Consider the following 14668-nt stretch of genomic DNA (forward strand, 5'->3'; position numbering starts at 1 on the left):
TGCCAAAGAACCTCTAACACAAACCACCAAAACGAGCACTCTAGTTTGCCCCTACCCAGGAGCGCATATGCGATGTGGCGATGAAGCAGAGCTATTGATACACGTGCCATGTTAGCACCTCAGGCAGGCCGTATAATGATCACTCAAGGTCAAGAATTCTTTGAAGACCCCATCAATGCGGATAAATTGCCAATTTGCCAAGTGTGCACAAAACCGATACAGGTAAAATTTGACTATGATAGTGTCGGTTGCTATAGAGTTATTTTTACGCTAAAGACTAGGCATTATTTAACAGAAATTCCGTTAAATGAAAGATTATCACATAGGCATGAACTCCAGTGGCTCGTGTACTCAATATCATGCAAGGAAATAATAGGAGTAATATCACAAACAGAGGCAAGTTATCAGCATCCGGATATATATTTAGAATTCCCAAGAGATAGTTCGATAATACTTGTTCCGGCAAGCCCGTATCTCGTTAATGACAATCCAGCAATCAAGTGGGAGCTATTTAAGACCGTCTACAACTATCACAGCTATCGATACGAGATCCAGATCGGCGCCTCTGCTGACTCATCTTTCATCGGAGATAAATGGTCATACCGCGAAGGGCGCCTGTGCTTTGGAACTTGGTTTAACAACAAGCCATTCCGTTGGGCGATTAACGGTGCGGAACTCACGTTACCAGCGATACCACATACTGGGCATTGCGTTCAATTGAACATACTGGCTACTACTGACTTTGATATCCTGATTGGCCAGGAGGTCGTTGCTACTTGCTCTCGATCTACAAATGGAGTCAGATGGCATAATGACGAAAGACGCATAGACATTCCAGCGCGTTTAGTGACTTCACATACGATGAGTCTAAAATTCCGATTTATTGGTGACAATTGGCAAAACATAGAATTCAACCTCCGACAAGAAGGATTAGCTCTATCGAGAGTTATTGTAGATATATTTGACAATTCTGCTGCTGATATTGCTGCTCAGTTAGCTGAATTGACATGGAATATCTCCGATACTCAGGCGGGAATTGATACTTATCCAAGATTGAATGAAATAATATTCGATAGAGATAAACATATTCATGATATCGCCTGTACAACAGTATTAATTCCCGAATTAGAATTCAAAATCATGAAAAAATATTTTTCACCGCACGAGCAAATATGGCTAAATATTTATGGCTTATGGACATCTATGTTTAGGCAAGGGATTAGCGTAACAATCCAGGCATTAGAGAACTTAGGATCGGCGCAGGGCAGCAATAGCGCGATTGTTGGACCGCTTCGATTCGATTGCAACGCTGCTGAGCTTGCTCGAACATATCTTGATAGTAATTTATGGAGTGAGAACCGTCGCGGCATTATCTTAAGTCATTATACACAAAACATTTTACTTGTAGGTCTTCCGATAGATGATGATTTATTGTCATCATTCGCTTATAGAGAGCTTTTCGAAGCCCGCCTAACGACAGAACGCGGAAGTAATTTCTGGGAGATGATTATAGTCAGACCTGAATTCTGGGTTTCGAAGCAGATTGCCATTTACGAGAATGTCCTTGTTGGATGTTCAGGTTCCCGACCGGAGCTCTTACTGGCATCCGCGAGCGCGGAGGATTGGATCGAGACCGGCGACCCCGATGCGCTCTTCGTGCTCAACGAATATTGCTTGATGGTGGCTGGTCCTCCACAGATAAGCACAAGCGGCCTCCCCTGCGCGGTTACGTTCAGAGGTCAACAGGCTTTGGTCGCCACCTACGATCCCCGCCTGTTTTCTGCGTCTGGCGGCAGCGGGATCGCACGTGGCTGGCCAGCGTTCCGCGGTCCTGAGAGAGAGGCTGTGAGGATTGTAGGACCGCTCTTATTAACGAGAGAAGGTATGGAGCAGAAGAGTGAGTTTTCCAAGCTTATTGCCTCACTCGGAAGTGTAATATCTGGGCATATGATCGCTATAGAAGGTAATATTAGTGCAATTTCTATACCTATGAAGTCAATAACAGGAATAACACCATGAAGGTAAATGTACTCATAGACAATCACCTTCATGCAGGCATGAACTCATATCTTCTGCCAGATCTACGCGTTGAAGAAATGGAAAAATTTGTCGACTCTGTTCGTCCGACGCGGCTTACTGTGTTTGCAGTTGGACATGATGGTCTCGCTCAATATCCGTCGAAAGTAGCAAAAATTGCGCCTGATCTGGCTGTCGATCTTGTGGGTCTTTGGCAGGGTATTGCTCGAAGCCGCAAAATCTCGTTCGGTATCTACGTGAGCACGCTTCGCAATGATGTGCTGTTGGAAGCGCATCCGAGTTGGATACGCATGCGATTAGATGGAATGACCTCAGGGAAGATCGACCACGCATCGCCTTTTCTTGAGGAATGGCTTAAACCCGTCCTCAAAGAACTATATGATCGATACAGGCCTGATAGCTTCTTCTTTGATGGTGACTACTGGGCTGTAGGAGAGAGTACGAGCATCTGGCGATGCAAAAAGGCTGTAGCGGCACGGCCGGATTGCGATATGAATGCCTTCTCCGCAATGAACGCCAGAGAGCACCGATTACTTACTGTGGATACGTATAGCGAGTACAATCAAAGCCTCGGAAAATTCCTCCATTCTTTAGATGAGAAATTACTGAGCTCGATCAACCTCGCTTTCACTTTTAGGCATCCTACTTCTCCGCCAATAGGACTAAATCTTGTAACATCTGATCTGCCACCATTCTACGGAGCACTTGAGGCATGGATTGAGACCGCTGTACGTCTGAGGTCGAATACGAACCGCGACCTTGTCGTACCGCTTTATGCAGAGCCGGAGGGCGGTGGTAGAAAATATCCAAAGAACGTTCAACAGCTAATCCATGAAATTGCGCCCCTTATTGCTAATGACGATCCCATTCATGTCTACTTCCCCATGTCACGGCTTGGGAGCATTGACCAAACTTATGTTGGAAAACTAAATGAGCTGCGATCTATTGTCGAAGATGAAGAAAGAAAATCCGACCAGCCTGCCCTGACGGCTGACTATGATGTTATTTGTTTGTCGGACTCGCAGGCCTTACAGCTTAGTCAGGATTTTTCCTGCGTCAGGGGCGCTTACCTTGCGGCGAGTGCGGCCGGTCTGAATGTTGGAATAACCTCGACGGAAAGATATCTTGAAGATTTCCAGCGAACGCGCCTGTTGATTCTTCCTGCCGGTCGTGCGGAGAGCCCTGAGGCTCATAGCTGCGTTGCGGCGGCCATCGAGGCCGGCATAACGGTGCTCGGCCCTTCGGAAATCGACTTCGAGAATCGTATGATAAGATCGAATTGGGATCTCAGCAGTGAAACGATCAGCCTGCTAGGCAACGCCTACACGATGAGTCGAAATCCAACCTTGTGGTCAAATCTGCGCGTAACACGCCCCTGGACTACCTTCGTGCGAGGATTTGTTGCAGTTGATGAATCTCGGCGTCTATTCCTCTGGAACGGTATAAAATCAGGATCGAACATGGGTCGGCATGTCCGCGACGAAGGCGCAGGCTTAGCCGGGCACCACAACGTACGTCTGCCGATCGGCCATAGCATTACGAAAATCTGGGGGCAGGTCTCCCATGTCATACAGCTTTCCGGTGAGGCCGCTTTCAATCTGAACGGCGCGTTTGCCGTCGTCGAATTTGAAGCAACGGGCTAACGAACCTACCCTCCTGTCTTGTCAAACAGCATGGGACAGGAACCTCCAGGCCTTGGCCAGGGGCAACCTGGAAGGGAAGACCTTAACCCGGTGTTAACCATGAGGCCGGCAGATTCTGCCGGGCGGGTCCAGGCCGTCCCGCATCCCCTATCGAAGACCGGAGCAGTCCCCGTGGCCGTCACCGACATGCCGCTGCTCGGAATGCTCCGCACCCGGATGCAGTGGCATCAGGCGCGCCAGAAGCTCATCGCCGAGAACGTCGCCAACGCCGACATGCCGGGGTTTCGCCCGCGCGACCTCGCGGCGCCGAGCTTCGACCGCGCGACCGGCGCGGCGACCCCCTCCGGCGTCGGGCTGAGCCTGACGAGCGTCGGCCACATCGCGTCGTCCGGCAGCACGGGCGTCGGCGCCGACCCGCGCCGGGTCAAGGACTTCGAGATCCGCCCGAGCGGCAACGGCGTCAACCTCGAGGAGGAGATGATGAAGTCCGGCGACAACCAGTCGGACTATCAGCTCGCCGCCTCGCTCTACCAGAAGAGCCTCGATGCCCTGAAGATCGCCGTCGGCAAGCGCTGAAGCGGGGACCCTGAGCCATGGATTTCACCAAGTCGCTCTCGATCGCAGCCGCTGGCCTCAAGGCCCAGTCCGGCCGCATGCGGATCATCGCCGAGAACATCGCCAACGCCGATTCCGCACCCGCGACGCCGACGGGCGAGCCCTATCGGCGCAAGATCCCGACCTTCACCAGCCACGTCGACCGCGAGACCGGGGCGAGCCTCGTCGAGGCGGGGCGCGTGCGCCGCGACGCGGCAGCCTTCCGGACCAAGTACGACCCCGGCAACCCGGTCGCCGACGCCAGGGGCGAGGTGCGGATGCCCAACGTCAACGCGCTCATCGAGAACATGGACATGCGCGAGGCCCAGCGCTCCTACGAGGCGAACCTCAACATGGTCACCGCCACCCGCAAGATGATCTCCCGCACCCTCGAAATCCTGAAGTAGGCGCTCATGGCCAGCAGCAACTTCGCGGCCGGCGCCTACGCCACCGTCCAGAACGTCGGCGGCCTCAAGGGCGCGCCGCGGATTCAGCCGATGCAAGGGGCGGGCAGCGACTTCACCCAGCTCCTGGGCCAAGCGCTCGACGGCGTCGGCGACGCGGGCCGCAAGGCCGACGCGCAGGCGCTGTCGGTCGCCGCCGGCAAGGCCAACGTGGTCGACGTGGTCACGGCGGTCGCCGAGAGCGAGACCGCCCTCCAGACCATGGTCGCGGTGCGCGACCGCATGATCTCCGCCTACGAGGAGATCATGCGCATGCAGATCTGAGCTGCCGCTCCCTCCCCCCTCTGCGGGGGAGGGTGGCCCGCGAGCCAAGTCGGAAGAGGGGAGCTCCCTTTCCGGAGATGTCGCTTCCCTCTCCCGACTTCCGCTCACGCGAGGGCCACCCTCTCCCGCAGAGGGGAGAGGGAAGAAGCCGCGCGCTTCATCGATCACCCTTCGAGTCAGTTTCAGCCCATGACCGGCCTCGCCATCCTCGACGTCGCCCGCGACGGCATCTTCGTGTTCCTCAAGGTGGCCGGGCCCCTGATGCTGGTGGCGCTCGCCGTAGGCCTTGCGGTCTCGCTGGTGCAGGCGCTGACGCAGATCCAGGAGCAGACCCTGATCTACGTGCCGAAGATCGTCGCGGTGTTTGCCGCGCTCCTCCTGATGCTGCCGTTCATGGGCGACGCGCTCGCCGGCTACATGACCCGCATCGCCGCCCGCATCGCGGCGGGCCAGTGAGGCGCGCCGTGCGGGCGCCCCGGGGTAAAGCCACGGGCGGGACGGCCGGCGCGGGGGCGTGCCATAACGCAGGCCATGAACCTGCTCCTGCCGGGGATCGCCGCGGCCTACCTGCTGACCTTCGCCCGCGTCGGCACGCTGATCATGCTGATGCCGGGGTTGGGCGAGCAGAGCGTCTCGCCGCGGCTGCGGCTCTCCTTCGCGCTCCTGGTGTCCCTGGTGCTGTTCCCGATGGTGCGCCCGCTGCTGGCGATCGACGGGGCGCTCGCCGGCCCGCGGGTGATCGGCCTGCTGTTCTCCGAGACGCTGATCGGCCTAGTGCTCGGCCTCACCGTGCGGATGGTGCTGGCCGCGCTCCAGACGGCGGGGCTGATCGTGTCGCAGCAGCTCGGCCTGTCCTACGCGATGACCGTCGACCCGACCCAGGGAGGCCAGCAGGCGGCGCTCGGCAACTTCCTCTCGCTGCTCGGGATCACGCTGATCCTGGCCTCCGACCTGCATCACTTGGCCCTCGACGCGATCGGGCGCAGCTACGCGGTGCTCCCGCCGGCGGCCCTGCCGGCCTTCGGCGACGCCGCGATGCTGGCGCTGCGGGCGGTCGCCCGCGGCTTCACGCTCGCGGTGCAGATCGCTGCGCCGTTCATCGCCTTCGGCATCCTGTTCAACCTCGGCCTCGGCGTGCTCTCGCGGCTGATGCCGCAGTTGCAGGTGTTCTTCGTCGCCGTGCCGGCCTCGATCCTGATCGGCATGCTGATCCTGTTCGGATCGCTCGGCGTGATGATGGGCGTGTTCCTGGAGGATCTCGGACAGTACCTGGCGGAATTCACCGGGCGGTGAGGGCTGCTCCGGCGGCCTTGCCCACGCGGGTAGCACCGCGCGACCTCATCTCTTCACGGGAGAGGGAGCAGGGGCGGGCCCGCCGCCTGAGCACGACCTTGTCCCGAGGCGCCTGAGATGGCCGAGGGGACCGAGCAGGAGGACAAGACCGAGGAGCCGACCCAGCGGCGGCTCGATCAGGCGGTCGAGCGCGGCGAGGTCGCGACCAGCACCGAGATCAACACCTTCGCGATCCTGGGGGCATTCACCCTGGCGTTGCTGATCGCAGGGCCGGGGATCGCGCGCACGCTGCTCACCGACATGCGCGGCTTCCTGACGAACGCGCACGCCGTGCCCGACGACGCCCACGCCATGGCCGGCATCGCCGGCCGCAGCCTATGGATCTGGCTACAGGCGCTCGCGGTGCCGGCCGGGCTCGTGGCGGCGGCGGGGCTCGCCGCGGGCCTGCTCCAGCACCCGCTGGTCTTCACCACCGAGACGCTGGGGCCGAAGTTCGAGCGGATCTCGCCGATGGCCGGCGTCAAGCGCATCTTCGGGATCGAGGCGCTGTTCCAGTTCGGCAAGGGGCTGGCCAAGCTGACGGTCGTCGGCGTGGTGGTCGCCACCGTGCTGTGGCGCGACCGCGACCGGCTCGAAGTGTTCGCCCGGCTCGACCCGGCGGCCTGCCTGCCCGCGATCCTGGGAATCAGCCTCAAGCTGCTCGGCGGCGTGCTCGCCATCCACCTCACGATTACGATGGCCGACGCCCTGTACCAGCGCTACCGCTGGCGCCAGCGCCTGCGCATGTCCAAGGAGGAGATGAAGCGGGAGATGAAGGAATCGGACGGCAACCCCGAGGTTAAAGGGCGGATGAAGCAGATCCGGATGCAACGGGTGAAGAAGCGGATGATGGCGGCCGTGCCGACCGCCACCGTCATCGTCACCAACCCGACGCACTACGCCGTGGCGCTCCGCTACGAGCCCGGCATGGGAGCGCCCGTCTGCGTCGCCAAGGGGGTCGACTCGCTGGCGCTGCGCATCCGCGAGATGGCCCGGGCCCACGACGTGCCGGTGCTGGAGAACCCACCGCTGGCCCGCGCGCTGCACGCCACTGTCGAGATCGACGCGGAGGTTCCGGCCGAGCACTACCGGGCGGTGGCCGAGGTGATCGGCTTCGTCATGCGCCTGCGCCGCCGCGCGGCGTGAGGCGGGCGCGTTTCTCTCCCCTTCAGCGGGAGAGGGGCGTCTGTCGAGGCCTCCTCTCAAGGCACGGTTCGTCCACCTTTTTTCGCCAGACTTCCCCGTCGCGTGCCTCCGGAAGACCCTTGCCGTGCCGCGGCTCGCGGGCTTAACCGGTCTGCTCCTCCTGGATTGATGGCCCGATGGCTGACCCGACTGGACCCACGGCTCCCGGCACGGGCTCGATCGACCGGTCGGAGCGGCCGGGCCGGGTCGGCCTGCTGCTCGTGCTCGCAGGCCTGCTGGTCGGCACCGCGATCGGGCTGTCGTTCGTGGCCAACGAGCAGGCGCAATCGCTGATCATCTGGCTCTTGGCGCTGCTGGCCATGGCCGGCGTCTTCTTCCTGTTCGCGATGGCGATCGGCGCGATCCAGCTCAGCGGGCAGGGCGGGCGCGACGACATCACCAAGGCGATCGTCGACGCCGCGCCCGAGGCCACCGTCGTCGTCGAGGAGGGCGGGCGGCTGATCTACGCCAACGAGGCCTACCTTCAGGTCGCAGGCGGCGACAGCTTCCCGACGCTCCGCTCGGTAGAGCGGATCTTCGTCGGCTCGCCGGAGGTGTCCGAGGCGGTCTACCGCCTGTCGCAGGCCGCGCGCGACGGACGCAGCCACATCGAAGAGGTGCGAATGGCGCCGCCGCCCTCGGGGCGCGGCGTCGAGCGCGGCTTCGCGTGGTATCGCATCCAGGTCCGCCCGCTGCCCCGGCCGGGCCGGGCCGCCTCGCTCTGGACCGTCAGCGACATCACCGCCGAGCGCGAGCGCCAGGAGAACGTCTTCCAGGAACTCCAGCATGCGATCGACTACCTCGACCACGCGCCCGCGGGCTTCCTCTCGATCGATCCGACGGGCGCGATCGTCTACATGAACGCGACGCTCGCCGCTTGGCTCGGCTACGACCTCGCGGTGGTCGGCCCCGGCGGCCCGCATCTCTCCGAGATTGCCCCGGCGGCCGACGTGCTGACGCGCAGCGCGGGCCTTCCGGGCGAAGTCCGCACCGACCGCTTCGACCTGGACCTGCGCCGCCGCAACGGCCACCCGATGCCCGCGCGCCTCTACCACCGCGTCGCGTTCGGCAAGGACGGCAAGCCCGGGGCTTCCCGCACCTTCGTCATCAACCGCTCGGCCGGCGCCGAGACCGACGAGCCGCAGCGGGCAGCCGAGGTGCGGCTCGCGCGCTTCCTCAACAACTCGCCGATCGCCATCGCGACCGTGGACCGGGGCGGCCGGATCGCGCGGGCCAACGCCTCCTTCGCGCGCCTGTTCGGCACGCTGCCGCGCCACGCGGTGGAGGACCCCGTCGGCGGGACGGAAGCGCCGAGCATGGGCGAGTCGGTGGTCGAGCGCGATCGCGCCGCCCTCGATGCGGCGCTCGCCAAGGCCGCGACCAGCTTCACCGAGATCGAGCCGATCGAGGTGACGCTGAAGGGGGCGGCCAACCGGTCGGCGCGGGTCTGGCTAAGCCCGGCCGGAGGGGACGGTGCCGGCCAAGCCCTCGACGAGGCCGACCGCGAGCACGTGATCCTCTACGCCCTCGACACCACCGCCCAGCGCCAGCTCGAGCAGCAGATCGCCCAGACCCAGAAGATGGACACCGTCGGGCAGCTCGCCGGCGGCATCGCGCACGACTTCAACAACGTCCTCCAGGCGATCATCGGCTACTCCGACCTCCTGCTCGCGAGCCACAAGCCGACGGACCCCGCCTTCCAGGACATCATGCAGATCAAGCAGAACGCCAACCGGGCGGCGGGCCTCGTGCGCCAGCTCCTGGCGTTCTCCCGCCGCCAGACCCTGCGCCCGGAGGTGATGAACGTCGGCGAGGCCCTCTCGGAGCTGACGCTGCTCCTGAAGCGCCTGCTCGGCGAGCGCGTCGGGCTCGACCTGAAGCACGGGCGCGACATCTGGCCGGTCAAGGCCGACGTGAACCAGTTCGAGCAGGTGATCGTGAATCTCGCGGTCAACGCCCGCGACGCGATGCCGGCGGGCGGGCGCCTGCTGATCCGCACGGCCAACGTCGCCGATCCGGGCGCAGCCGCCAAGCCCGACGGGCGCGGCGGGGCGCCGGCCGGCGACCACGTGCTGATCGAGGTGCTCGACACCGGCGAGGGCATTCCGCCGGACCTGATGGAGAAGATCTTCGAGCCGTTCTTCACCACGAAGGAGATCGGCAAGGGAACCGGCCTCGGGCTCTCGACGGTGTTCGGCATCGTCAAGCAGTCGGGCGGCACCATCGACGTGCAGTCGACGCTGGGGGAGGGCACGAGCTTCCGCATCTACCTGCCGCGCCACGAGCCGGCAGTGCTGCCCGAGCCGGCGGCGCTCCCCGAGCCGGCCCCGCCGACGCCGCCCGCTCCCGGAGGTGCGCAGGCCCCCGCCTTCGTGCTGGTCGGAGAGCCGCGCGGGGAGGGGCCGGCTCCCGCCGCCAAGGCACCGGCGCGAAAACCCTCGGCCGACCATACCGGGCAGGGGGTCATCCTGCTGGTCGAGGACGAGGACCCAGTCCGCGCCGTCAACAGCCGGGCGCTGTCGGCCCGCGGCTACACCGTTCTGGAGGCGGCCTCCGGCATCGACGCCCTGCATATCGTGCGCGAGGGCGGCCACGAGATCGACCTCGTCGTCTCCGACGTGGTGATGCCGGAAATGGACGGGCCGACCCTGCTGCGCGAGATCCGCAAGCACCTGCCCGCGCTGAAGGTGATCTTCGTCTCGGGCTATGCCGAGGACGCGTTCCGCAAGAACCTGCCCGAGGGCGAGACCTTCAACTTCCTGCCCAAACCGTTCAGCCTGAAGCAGCTCGTCGAGACCGTGAAGGCGACGATGGCCGAGCCCTGAGCCGGCCCGGGAACGTGGTGGGATATCCCGCCTCGCGGGACGTCGACAGCCTTGTTCGATGAGAACAAATAGGGTACATTATGTGACGATTCCGGGCGCATTGAGAACGGTGCCCAACCCCTGCATAAGGATGCCGCGCGATGGCCCAGGCCGCACTGAAAGTGGTGGAAACCCCGAGCATGGTGGACAAGGACAAGGCGAAGGCGATCGACGCCGCGCTGTCCCAGATCGAGCGGGCCTTCGGCAAGGGCTCGATCATGCGGCTCGGCAAGAACGACAAGGTGGCGGAGGTCGAGACCGTCTCCACCGGCTCCCTCGGCCTCGACATCGCGCTCGGCGTCGGCGGCCTGCCGCGGGGCCGCGTCATCGAGATCTACGGGCCGGAATCCTCGGGCAAGACGACGCTGGCGCTGCACACCATCGCCGAGGCCCAGAAGAAGGGCGGCGTCTGCGCCTTCGTCGATGCCGAGCACGCCCTCGATCCGGTCTACGCGCGCAAGCTCGGCGTCCAGCTCGACGAGCTTCTCATCTCGCAGCCCGACACCGGCGAGCAGGCGCTCGAGATCACCGACACCCTGGTGCGCTCCGGCGCGATCGACGTGCTGGTGATCGACTCGGTGGCGGCGCTCACCCCGAGGGCCGAGATCGAGGGCGAGATGGGCGACAGCCAGCCCGGCCTCCAGGCGCGCCTGATGAGCCAGGCGCTCCGCAAGCTCACCGGCTCGATCTCGCGCTCGAAGTGCATGGTGATCTTCATCAACCAGATCCGGATGAAGATCGGCGTCATGTACGGCAGCCCAGAGACGACCACGGGCGGCAACGCGCTGAAGTTCTACGCTTCGGTCCGCCTCGACATCCGCCGCATCTCGACGTTGAAGGACCGCGACGAGGCGATCGGCAACCAGGTCCGCGTCAAGGTCGTCAAGAACAAGGTCGCGCCGCCCTTCAAGCAGGTCGAATTCGACATCATGTTCGGCGAGGGTGTGTCGAAGGTCGGCGAGCTGATCGATCTCGGCGTCAAGGCCGGCATCGTCGAGAAGTCCGGCGCCTGGTTCTCCTACAACAGTCAGCGCCTCGGCCAGGGCCGCGAGAACTCCAAGGGGTTCCTGCGCGACAACCCGGACATCGCCGCCAAGATCGAGGCCTCCATCCGCCAGAACTCGGGCCTCGTCGCGGACAAGATCCTGGAGAACGTCAAGCCGACCGAGGACGATCTCGACGAGGGCGAGGCGTAGGCGCGCCGGGTTCGCGGTGTCGCGGAACGGACGGAAGACGCACCGGCTCCAGGAGCCGGTGCGTCTTTTCATGTTCGAGGCGGCCGGTTCGGCGTTCGTCGGTAGGGCGACCTATCCCAGGGGTCGAGGCCGTCGTGCCCCCGCGACCGACCGCGCCTCGACATCGTTCAGGCGGAGAAGCCGGCCGGCTCGAATAGGAAGTCGTCAATGGCGGGGATCGTCACGGAACATCCCGCGTGGACGGGCTTCGACAGACGCCACGGCCGCTCCCCGCGCGAGCGGATCGCCTCCGAGGGCCGGAGCCGTCGCGCCGACCCATCCGGCTGGACTTCCTCGATCGTGAGGAAGCCGTAGACCTGGAGGCGCGAGGCGACGAGCTTGGTGTCGCGGTCGCCGGCCGCGACCGCGAGGCTTCCGACGGCGTAGACCGCATCCATCAGCGCGCGCTGGTCGGTTCGGCGCTGGGCCTGCCCCTCGCGGGTGCTGGCCTGGAATGGTGCGAGGCGTCCTGCGGCGGCGATCCGCCGGAAGGGAACGACGTTCTCCGCGGCCCTCGAAACGCTACCCATACGCATCACCTTCGTGCCGCTGCCGAGATCCGTCCCGTCGCCGGGCGGGGGCACGCACCGGCCCGGTGATGCGCACAGTTCGACGGATCGGTTTAATCTTCCGTGAGCGATGCCGGGCGCGATGCCCGGCCCCCTGCTCCGATCCGGCACGCAGTTCGTCTCCGACGCAGTCGGAGGTCGACGACAGTCCACGCCCTCTGCCGCGAGGCCGGGTCGAGGCGGCGTGCGATGTCGAGGCGGCGTGCGATGTGGGACCGCCGTCCGATGCGCATGGAAGCGAGATCGCTCGGCGATGAGCAGGCGGCAACGGACCGTTAACCGGTCGCCAGATCCGAGATTATCGGTCGCAAACCATTGACGGTGCGCCGCGTGGCGGCTAGAAGCGCGCCACTTCGACCGGCTGGGGGCTGCTGACGAAGGGGAGCGCAGGCTCATCCCGTCGTCGTCGATGCGCCAACCCGCCATCGAAGGCTCACATCGCCTGACGTTTCCGTCAGCTCAGTAGGTACGAATGCGCCTGCCATTCAGGCGTGCTCCTCTGCCGACAGCGCGCCAAGGGCCCTCCCCGGTCCCTGGCGCATATTCGTTTTGCGGACCTTCCTCGCGGAGGCCGCGAGCCGGCCCGAACGGGGCTAGTGACATCGCATGCGATCGCGCGCTGGCGCGATAGCGGAGGAAGAGGGCACAGGATGCCGACGATTAACCAGTTGATCGCGCAGCCGCGGAAGATCCAGCGGAGTCGCAACAAGGTGCCGGCCTTGAACGCCTGCCCGCAGAAGCGCGGCGTCTGCACCCGCGTCTACACGACGACCCCGAAGAAGCCGAACTCGGCGCTGCGCAAGGTCGCCAAGGTCCGCCTCACCAACGGCTTCGAGGTGATCGGCTACATCCCCGGCGAGGGCCACAACCTCCAGGAGCACTCCGTGGTGATGATCCGCGGCGGTCGCGTGAAGGATCTGCCGGGCGTGCGCTACCACATCCTGCGCGGCGTGCTCGACACGCAAGGGGTCAAGAACCGCAAGCAGCGCCGCTCCAAGTACGGTGCCAAGCGTCCGAAGTAAGTCCTTCGGCCGGGAGGGTTTCTCCGGCCGGGCGTTGCGTTTTCCACGGCCTCGTAAGGATGTCGCCGGCTCTCCCGAGGGAGACGCTCAGGGCGGCCTGCGCGGGGTGCTTAAAATCCTTGTCTTCTGGAAGTGCCGAAAGATGTCCCGTCGCCATTCCGCCGAGAAGCGTGAGATCATCCCCGACGCCAAGTACGGCGACATCGTCCTGACCAAGTTCATGAATTCGATCATGTACGAGGGCAAGAAGTCGGTCGCCGAGAGCATCGTCTACGGCGCCTTCGAGATCGTCGAGAACCGCGCTCGCGCCAACCCGATCGAGGTGTTTCGCGCAGCGCTCGACAACGTCGCGCCGATGATCGAGGTCCGCTCTCGCCGCGTCGGCGGCGCGACCTATCAGGTCCCGGTCGAGGTCCGCACCGAGCGCCGCCAGGCGCTGGCGATCCGCTGGCTGATCCAGGCGGCGCGGGGCCGAAACGACCGCACGATGATCGAGCGGCTGTCGGCCGAGTTCCTCGACGCCGCCAACAACCGCGGTAACGCCGTCAAGAAGCGGGAAGACACGCACCGGATGGCGGAAGCCAACCGCGCCTTCTCGCACTACCGCTGGTAAGCGGCCGCAACGCCCTTTTCGGAGAGATCCCGATGCCCCGCACCCACGCGATCGAGGACTACCGCAACTTCGGCATCATGGCCCACATCGATGCCGGCAAGACCACGACCACGGAGCGGATCCTCTACTACACCGGCAAGTCCCACAAGATCGGCGAAGTCCACGACGGCGCCGCGACCATGGACTGGATGGAGCAGGAGCAGGAGCGCGGCATCACGATCACGTCGGCGGCGACGACCTGCTTCTGGCGCGAGAAGCGCCTGAACATCATCGACACCCCCGGCCACGTCGACTTCACCATCGAGGTCGAGCGCAGCTTGCGCGTGCTCGACGGCGCCGTGTGCGTGCTCGACGGCAACCAGGGTGTGGAGCCCCAGACCGAGACCGTCTGGCGGCAGGCCGACAAGTACGACGTGCCGCGCGTCGTGTTCGTCAACAAGATGGACAAGATCGGCGCCGACTTCTTCAAGTGCGTCGCCGACATCATCGACCGCGTCGCCGGAAAGCCGGTCTGCCTGCAGCTTCCGATCGGGTCCGAGACGAACTTCAAGGGCGTCATCGACCTCATCAAGATGAAGGCCATCGTCTGGACGAGCGAGATGCTCGGCGCCGACTTCTCGGAGGCCGAGATCCCGGCCGATCTCGTGGAGCAGGCAGCCGAGTACCGCATCAAGCTGGTGGAGGCCTGCGTCGAGATGGACGACGACGCGATGACTGCCTACCTCGACGGCGTCGAGCCGGATCAGGCGACGATGCACCGTCTCGTGCGCACGGCCGTGCAGCGCCGCGCGTTCCATCCCGTGCTGTGCGGATCAGCCTTCAAGAACAAGGGCGTGCAGCCGCTTC

At 63.5% G+C, this 14668-nt stretch carries 14 protein-coding genes; 13 read left to right on the top strand and 1 reads right to left on the bottom strand.

Translation table 11 applies throughout. The features are described from left to right. Window positions 1-108: 108 nt before the first annotated feature. The 10 genes from ACFE8Y_RS10830 to recA all read left to right on the top strand — a co-directional run bounded on the left by ACFE8Y_RS10830 (window position 109) and on the right by recA (window position 11579). Window positions 109-2019 (top strand): hypothetical protein, encoded by a 1911-nt coding sequence (locus ACFE8Y_RS10830; protein ID WP_375464391.1) that lies wholly within the window; start codon window positions 109-111, stop codon window positions 2017-2019. After that, a complete protein-coding gene (locus tag ACFE8Y_RS10835) occupies window positions 2016-3680 on the top strand; it encodes an alpha-L-fucosidase (RefSeq protein WP_375464392.1) in 1665 nt (554 codons plus the stop codon). The genes ACFE8Y_RS10830 and ACFE8Y_RS10835 overlap by 4 nt, the downstream gene beginning before the upstream one ends. A 171-nt stretch (window positions 3681-3851) precedes the next feature. Further along, on the top strand, window positions 3852-4256 hold the full coding sequence (gene flgB, locus ACFE8Y_RS10840) for a flagellar basal body rod protein FlgB (RefSeq protein ID WP_375464393.1): 405 nt from the start codon (window positions 3852-3854) through the stop codon (window positions 4254-4256). A 17-nt stretch (window positions 4257-4273) separates the two neighbouring features. Continuing rightward, complete coding sequence (flgC, locus tag ACFE8Y_RS10845; protein WP_375464394.1) at window positions 4274-4681, top strand: flagellar basal body rod protein FlgC; 408 nt, start codon at window positions 4274-4276, stop codon at window positions 4679-4681. Window positions 4682-4687: 6 nt separating this feature from the next. Then, on the top strand, window positions 4688-5002 hold the full coding sequence (gene fliE, locus ACFE8Y_RS10850) for a flagellar hook-basal body complex protein FliE (RefSeq protein WP_375464395.1): 315 nt from the start codon (window positions 4688-4690) through the stop codon (window positions 5000-5002). 189 nt (window positions 5003-5191) lie between these two features. Beyond that, on the top strand, window positions 5192-5458 hold the full coding sequence (gene fliQ / locus ACFE8Y_RS10855) for a flagellar biosynthesis protein FliQ (protein WP_375464396.1): 267 nt from the start codon (window positions 5192-5194) through the stop codon (window positions 5456-5458). Window positions 5459-5533: 75 nt separating this feature from the next. Continuing rightward, window positions 5534-6295 (top strand): flagellar biosynthetic protein FliR, encoded by a 762-nt coding sequence (gene fliR / locus ACFE8Y_RS10860; RefSeq protein ID WP_375464397.1) that lies wholly within the window; start codon window positions 5534-5536, stop codon window positions 6293-6295. A gap of 117 nt (window positions 6296-6412) precedes the next feature. After that, complete coding sequence (flhB, locus tag ACFE8Y_RS10865; protein ID WP_375464398.1) at window positions 6413-7480, top strand: flagellar biosynthesis protein FlhB; 1068 nt, start codon at window positions 6413-6415, stop codon at window positions 7478-7480. A 176-nt stretch (window positions 7481-7656) separates the two neighbouring features. Continuing rightward, window positions 7657-10344: a cell cycle histidine kinase CckA gene (cckA, locus tag ACFE8Y_RS10870; protein WP_375464399.1), complete on the top strand. Its 2688-nt coding sequence runs from the start codon at window positions 7657-7659 to the stop codon at window positions 10342-10344. A 140-nt stretch (window positions 10345-10484) separates the two neighbouring features. Beyond that, window positions 10485-11579, top strand: coding sequence for a recombinase RecA (recA, locus tag ACFE8Y_RS10875; RefSeq protein WP_375464400.1), 1095 nt, complete (start codon window positions 10485-10487; stop codon window positions 11577-11579). A gap of 167 nt (window positions 11580-11746) precedes the next feature. Here the strand turns inward: recA and ACFE8Y_RS10880 are convergent, their stop codons facing one another. Next, the gene (locus ACFE8Y_RS10880; protein WP_375464401.1) at window positions 11747-12148 is read right to left on the bottom strand and encodes a hypothetical protein; all 402 of its coding nucleotides are present in this window, start codon (window positions 12146-12148) and stop codon (window positions 11747-11749) included. 689 nt (window positions 12149-12837) lie between these two features. Between ACFE8Y_RS10880 and rpsL the strand changes: the two genes are divergently transcribed. The 3 genes from rpsL to ACFE8Y_RS10895 form a co-directional block, all read left to right on the top strand. After that, window positions 12838-13209, top strand: a complete 372-nt coding sequence (rpsL, locus tag ACFE8Y_RS10885) for a 30S ribosomal protein S12 (RefSeq protein WP_066927123.1) — start codon at window positions 12838-12840, stop codon at window positions 13207-13209. 142 nt (window positions 13210-13351) lie between these two features. Next, window positions 13352-13822: a 30S ribosomal protein S7 gene (rpsG, locus tag ACFE8Y_RS10890; RefSeq protein WP_375464402.1), complete on the top strand. Its 471-nt coding sequence runs from the start codon at window positions 13352-13354 to the stop codon at window positions 13820-13822. A gap of 32 nt (window positions 13823-13854) precedes the next feature. Further along, window positions 13855-14668, top strand: an 814-nt coding sequence (locus tag ACFE8Y_RS10895) for a GTP-binding protein (RefSeq protein WP_375464403.1), incomplete at its 3' end; no start/stop codon positions are given.

The sequence above is a fragment of the uncultured Methylobacterium sp. genome (assembly GCF_964242245.1).
Lineage (GTDB): Bacteria > Pseudomonadota > Alphaproteobacteria > Rhizobiales > Beijerinckiaceae > Methylobacterium.

Excerpts from the sequence above, each read along its gene's own strand:
- ACFE8Y_RS10830 (WP_375464391.1), top strand. The coding sequence starts at position 109 with ATGTTAGCACCTCAGGCAGGCCGTATAATGATCACTCAAGGTCAAGAA.
- ACFE8Y_RS10835 (WP_375464392.1), top strand. The coding sequence starts at position 2,016 with ATGAAGGTAAATGTACTCATAGACAATCACCTTCATGCAGGCATGAAC.
- flgC (WP_375464394.1), top strand. The coding sequence starts at position 4,274 with ATGGATTTCACCAAGTCGCTCTCGATCGCAGCCGCTGGCCTCAAGGCC.
- fliE (WP_375464395.1), top strand. The coding sequence starts at position 4,688 with ATGGCCAGCAGCAACTTCGCGGCCGGCGCCTACGCCACCGTCCAGAAC.
- fliQ (WP_375464396.1), top strand. The coding sequence starts at position 5,192 with ATGACCGGCCTCGCCATCCTCGACGTCGCCCGCGACGGCATCTTCGTG.
- fliR (WP_375464397.1), top strand. The coding sequence starts at position 5,534 with ATGAACCTGCTCCTGCCGGGGATCGCCGCGGCCTACCTGCTGACCTTC.
- flhB (WP_375464398.1), top strand. The coding sequence starts at position 6,413 with ATGGCCGAGGGGACCGAGCAGGAGGACAAGACCGAGGAGCCGACCCAG.
- cckA (WP_375464399.1), top strand. The coding sequence starts at position 7,657 with ATGGCTGACCCGACTGGACCCACGGCTCCCGGCACGGGCTCGATCGAC.
- recA (WP_375464400.1), top strand. The coding sequence starts at position 10,485 with ATGGCCCAGGCCGCACTGAAAGTGGTGGAAACCCCGAGCATGGTGGAC.
- ACFE8Y_RS10880 (WP_375464401.1), bottom strand. The coding sequence starts at position 12,148 with ATGGGTAGCGTTTCGAGGGCCGCGGAGAACGTCGTTCCCTTCCGGCGG.
- rpsL (WP_066927123.1), top strand. The coding sequence starts at position 12,838 with ATGCCGACGATTAACCAGTTGATCGCGCAGCCGCGGAAGATCCAGCGG.
- rpsG (WP_375464402.1), top strand. The coding sequence starts at position 13,352 with ATGTCCCGTCGCCATTCCGCCGAGAAGCGTGAGATCATCCCCGACGCC.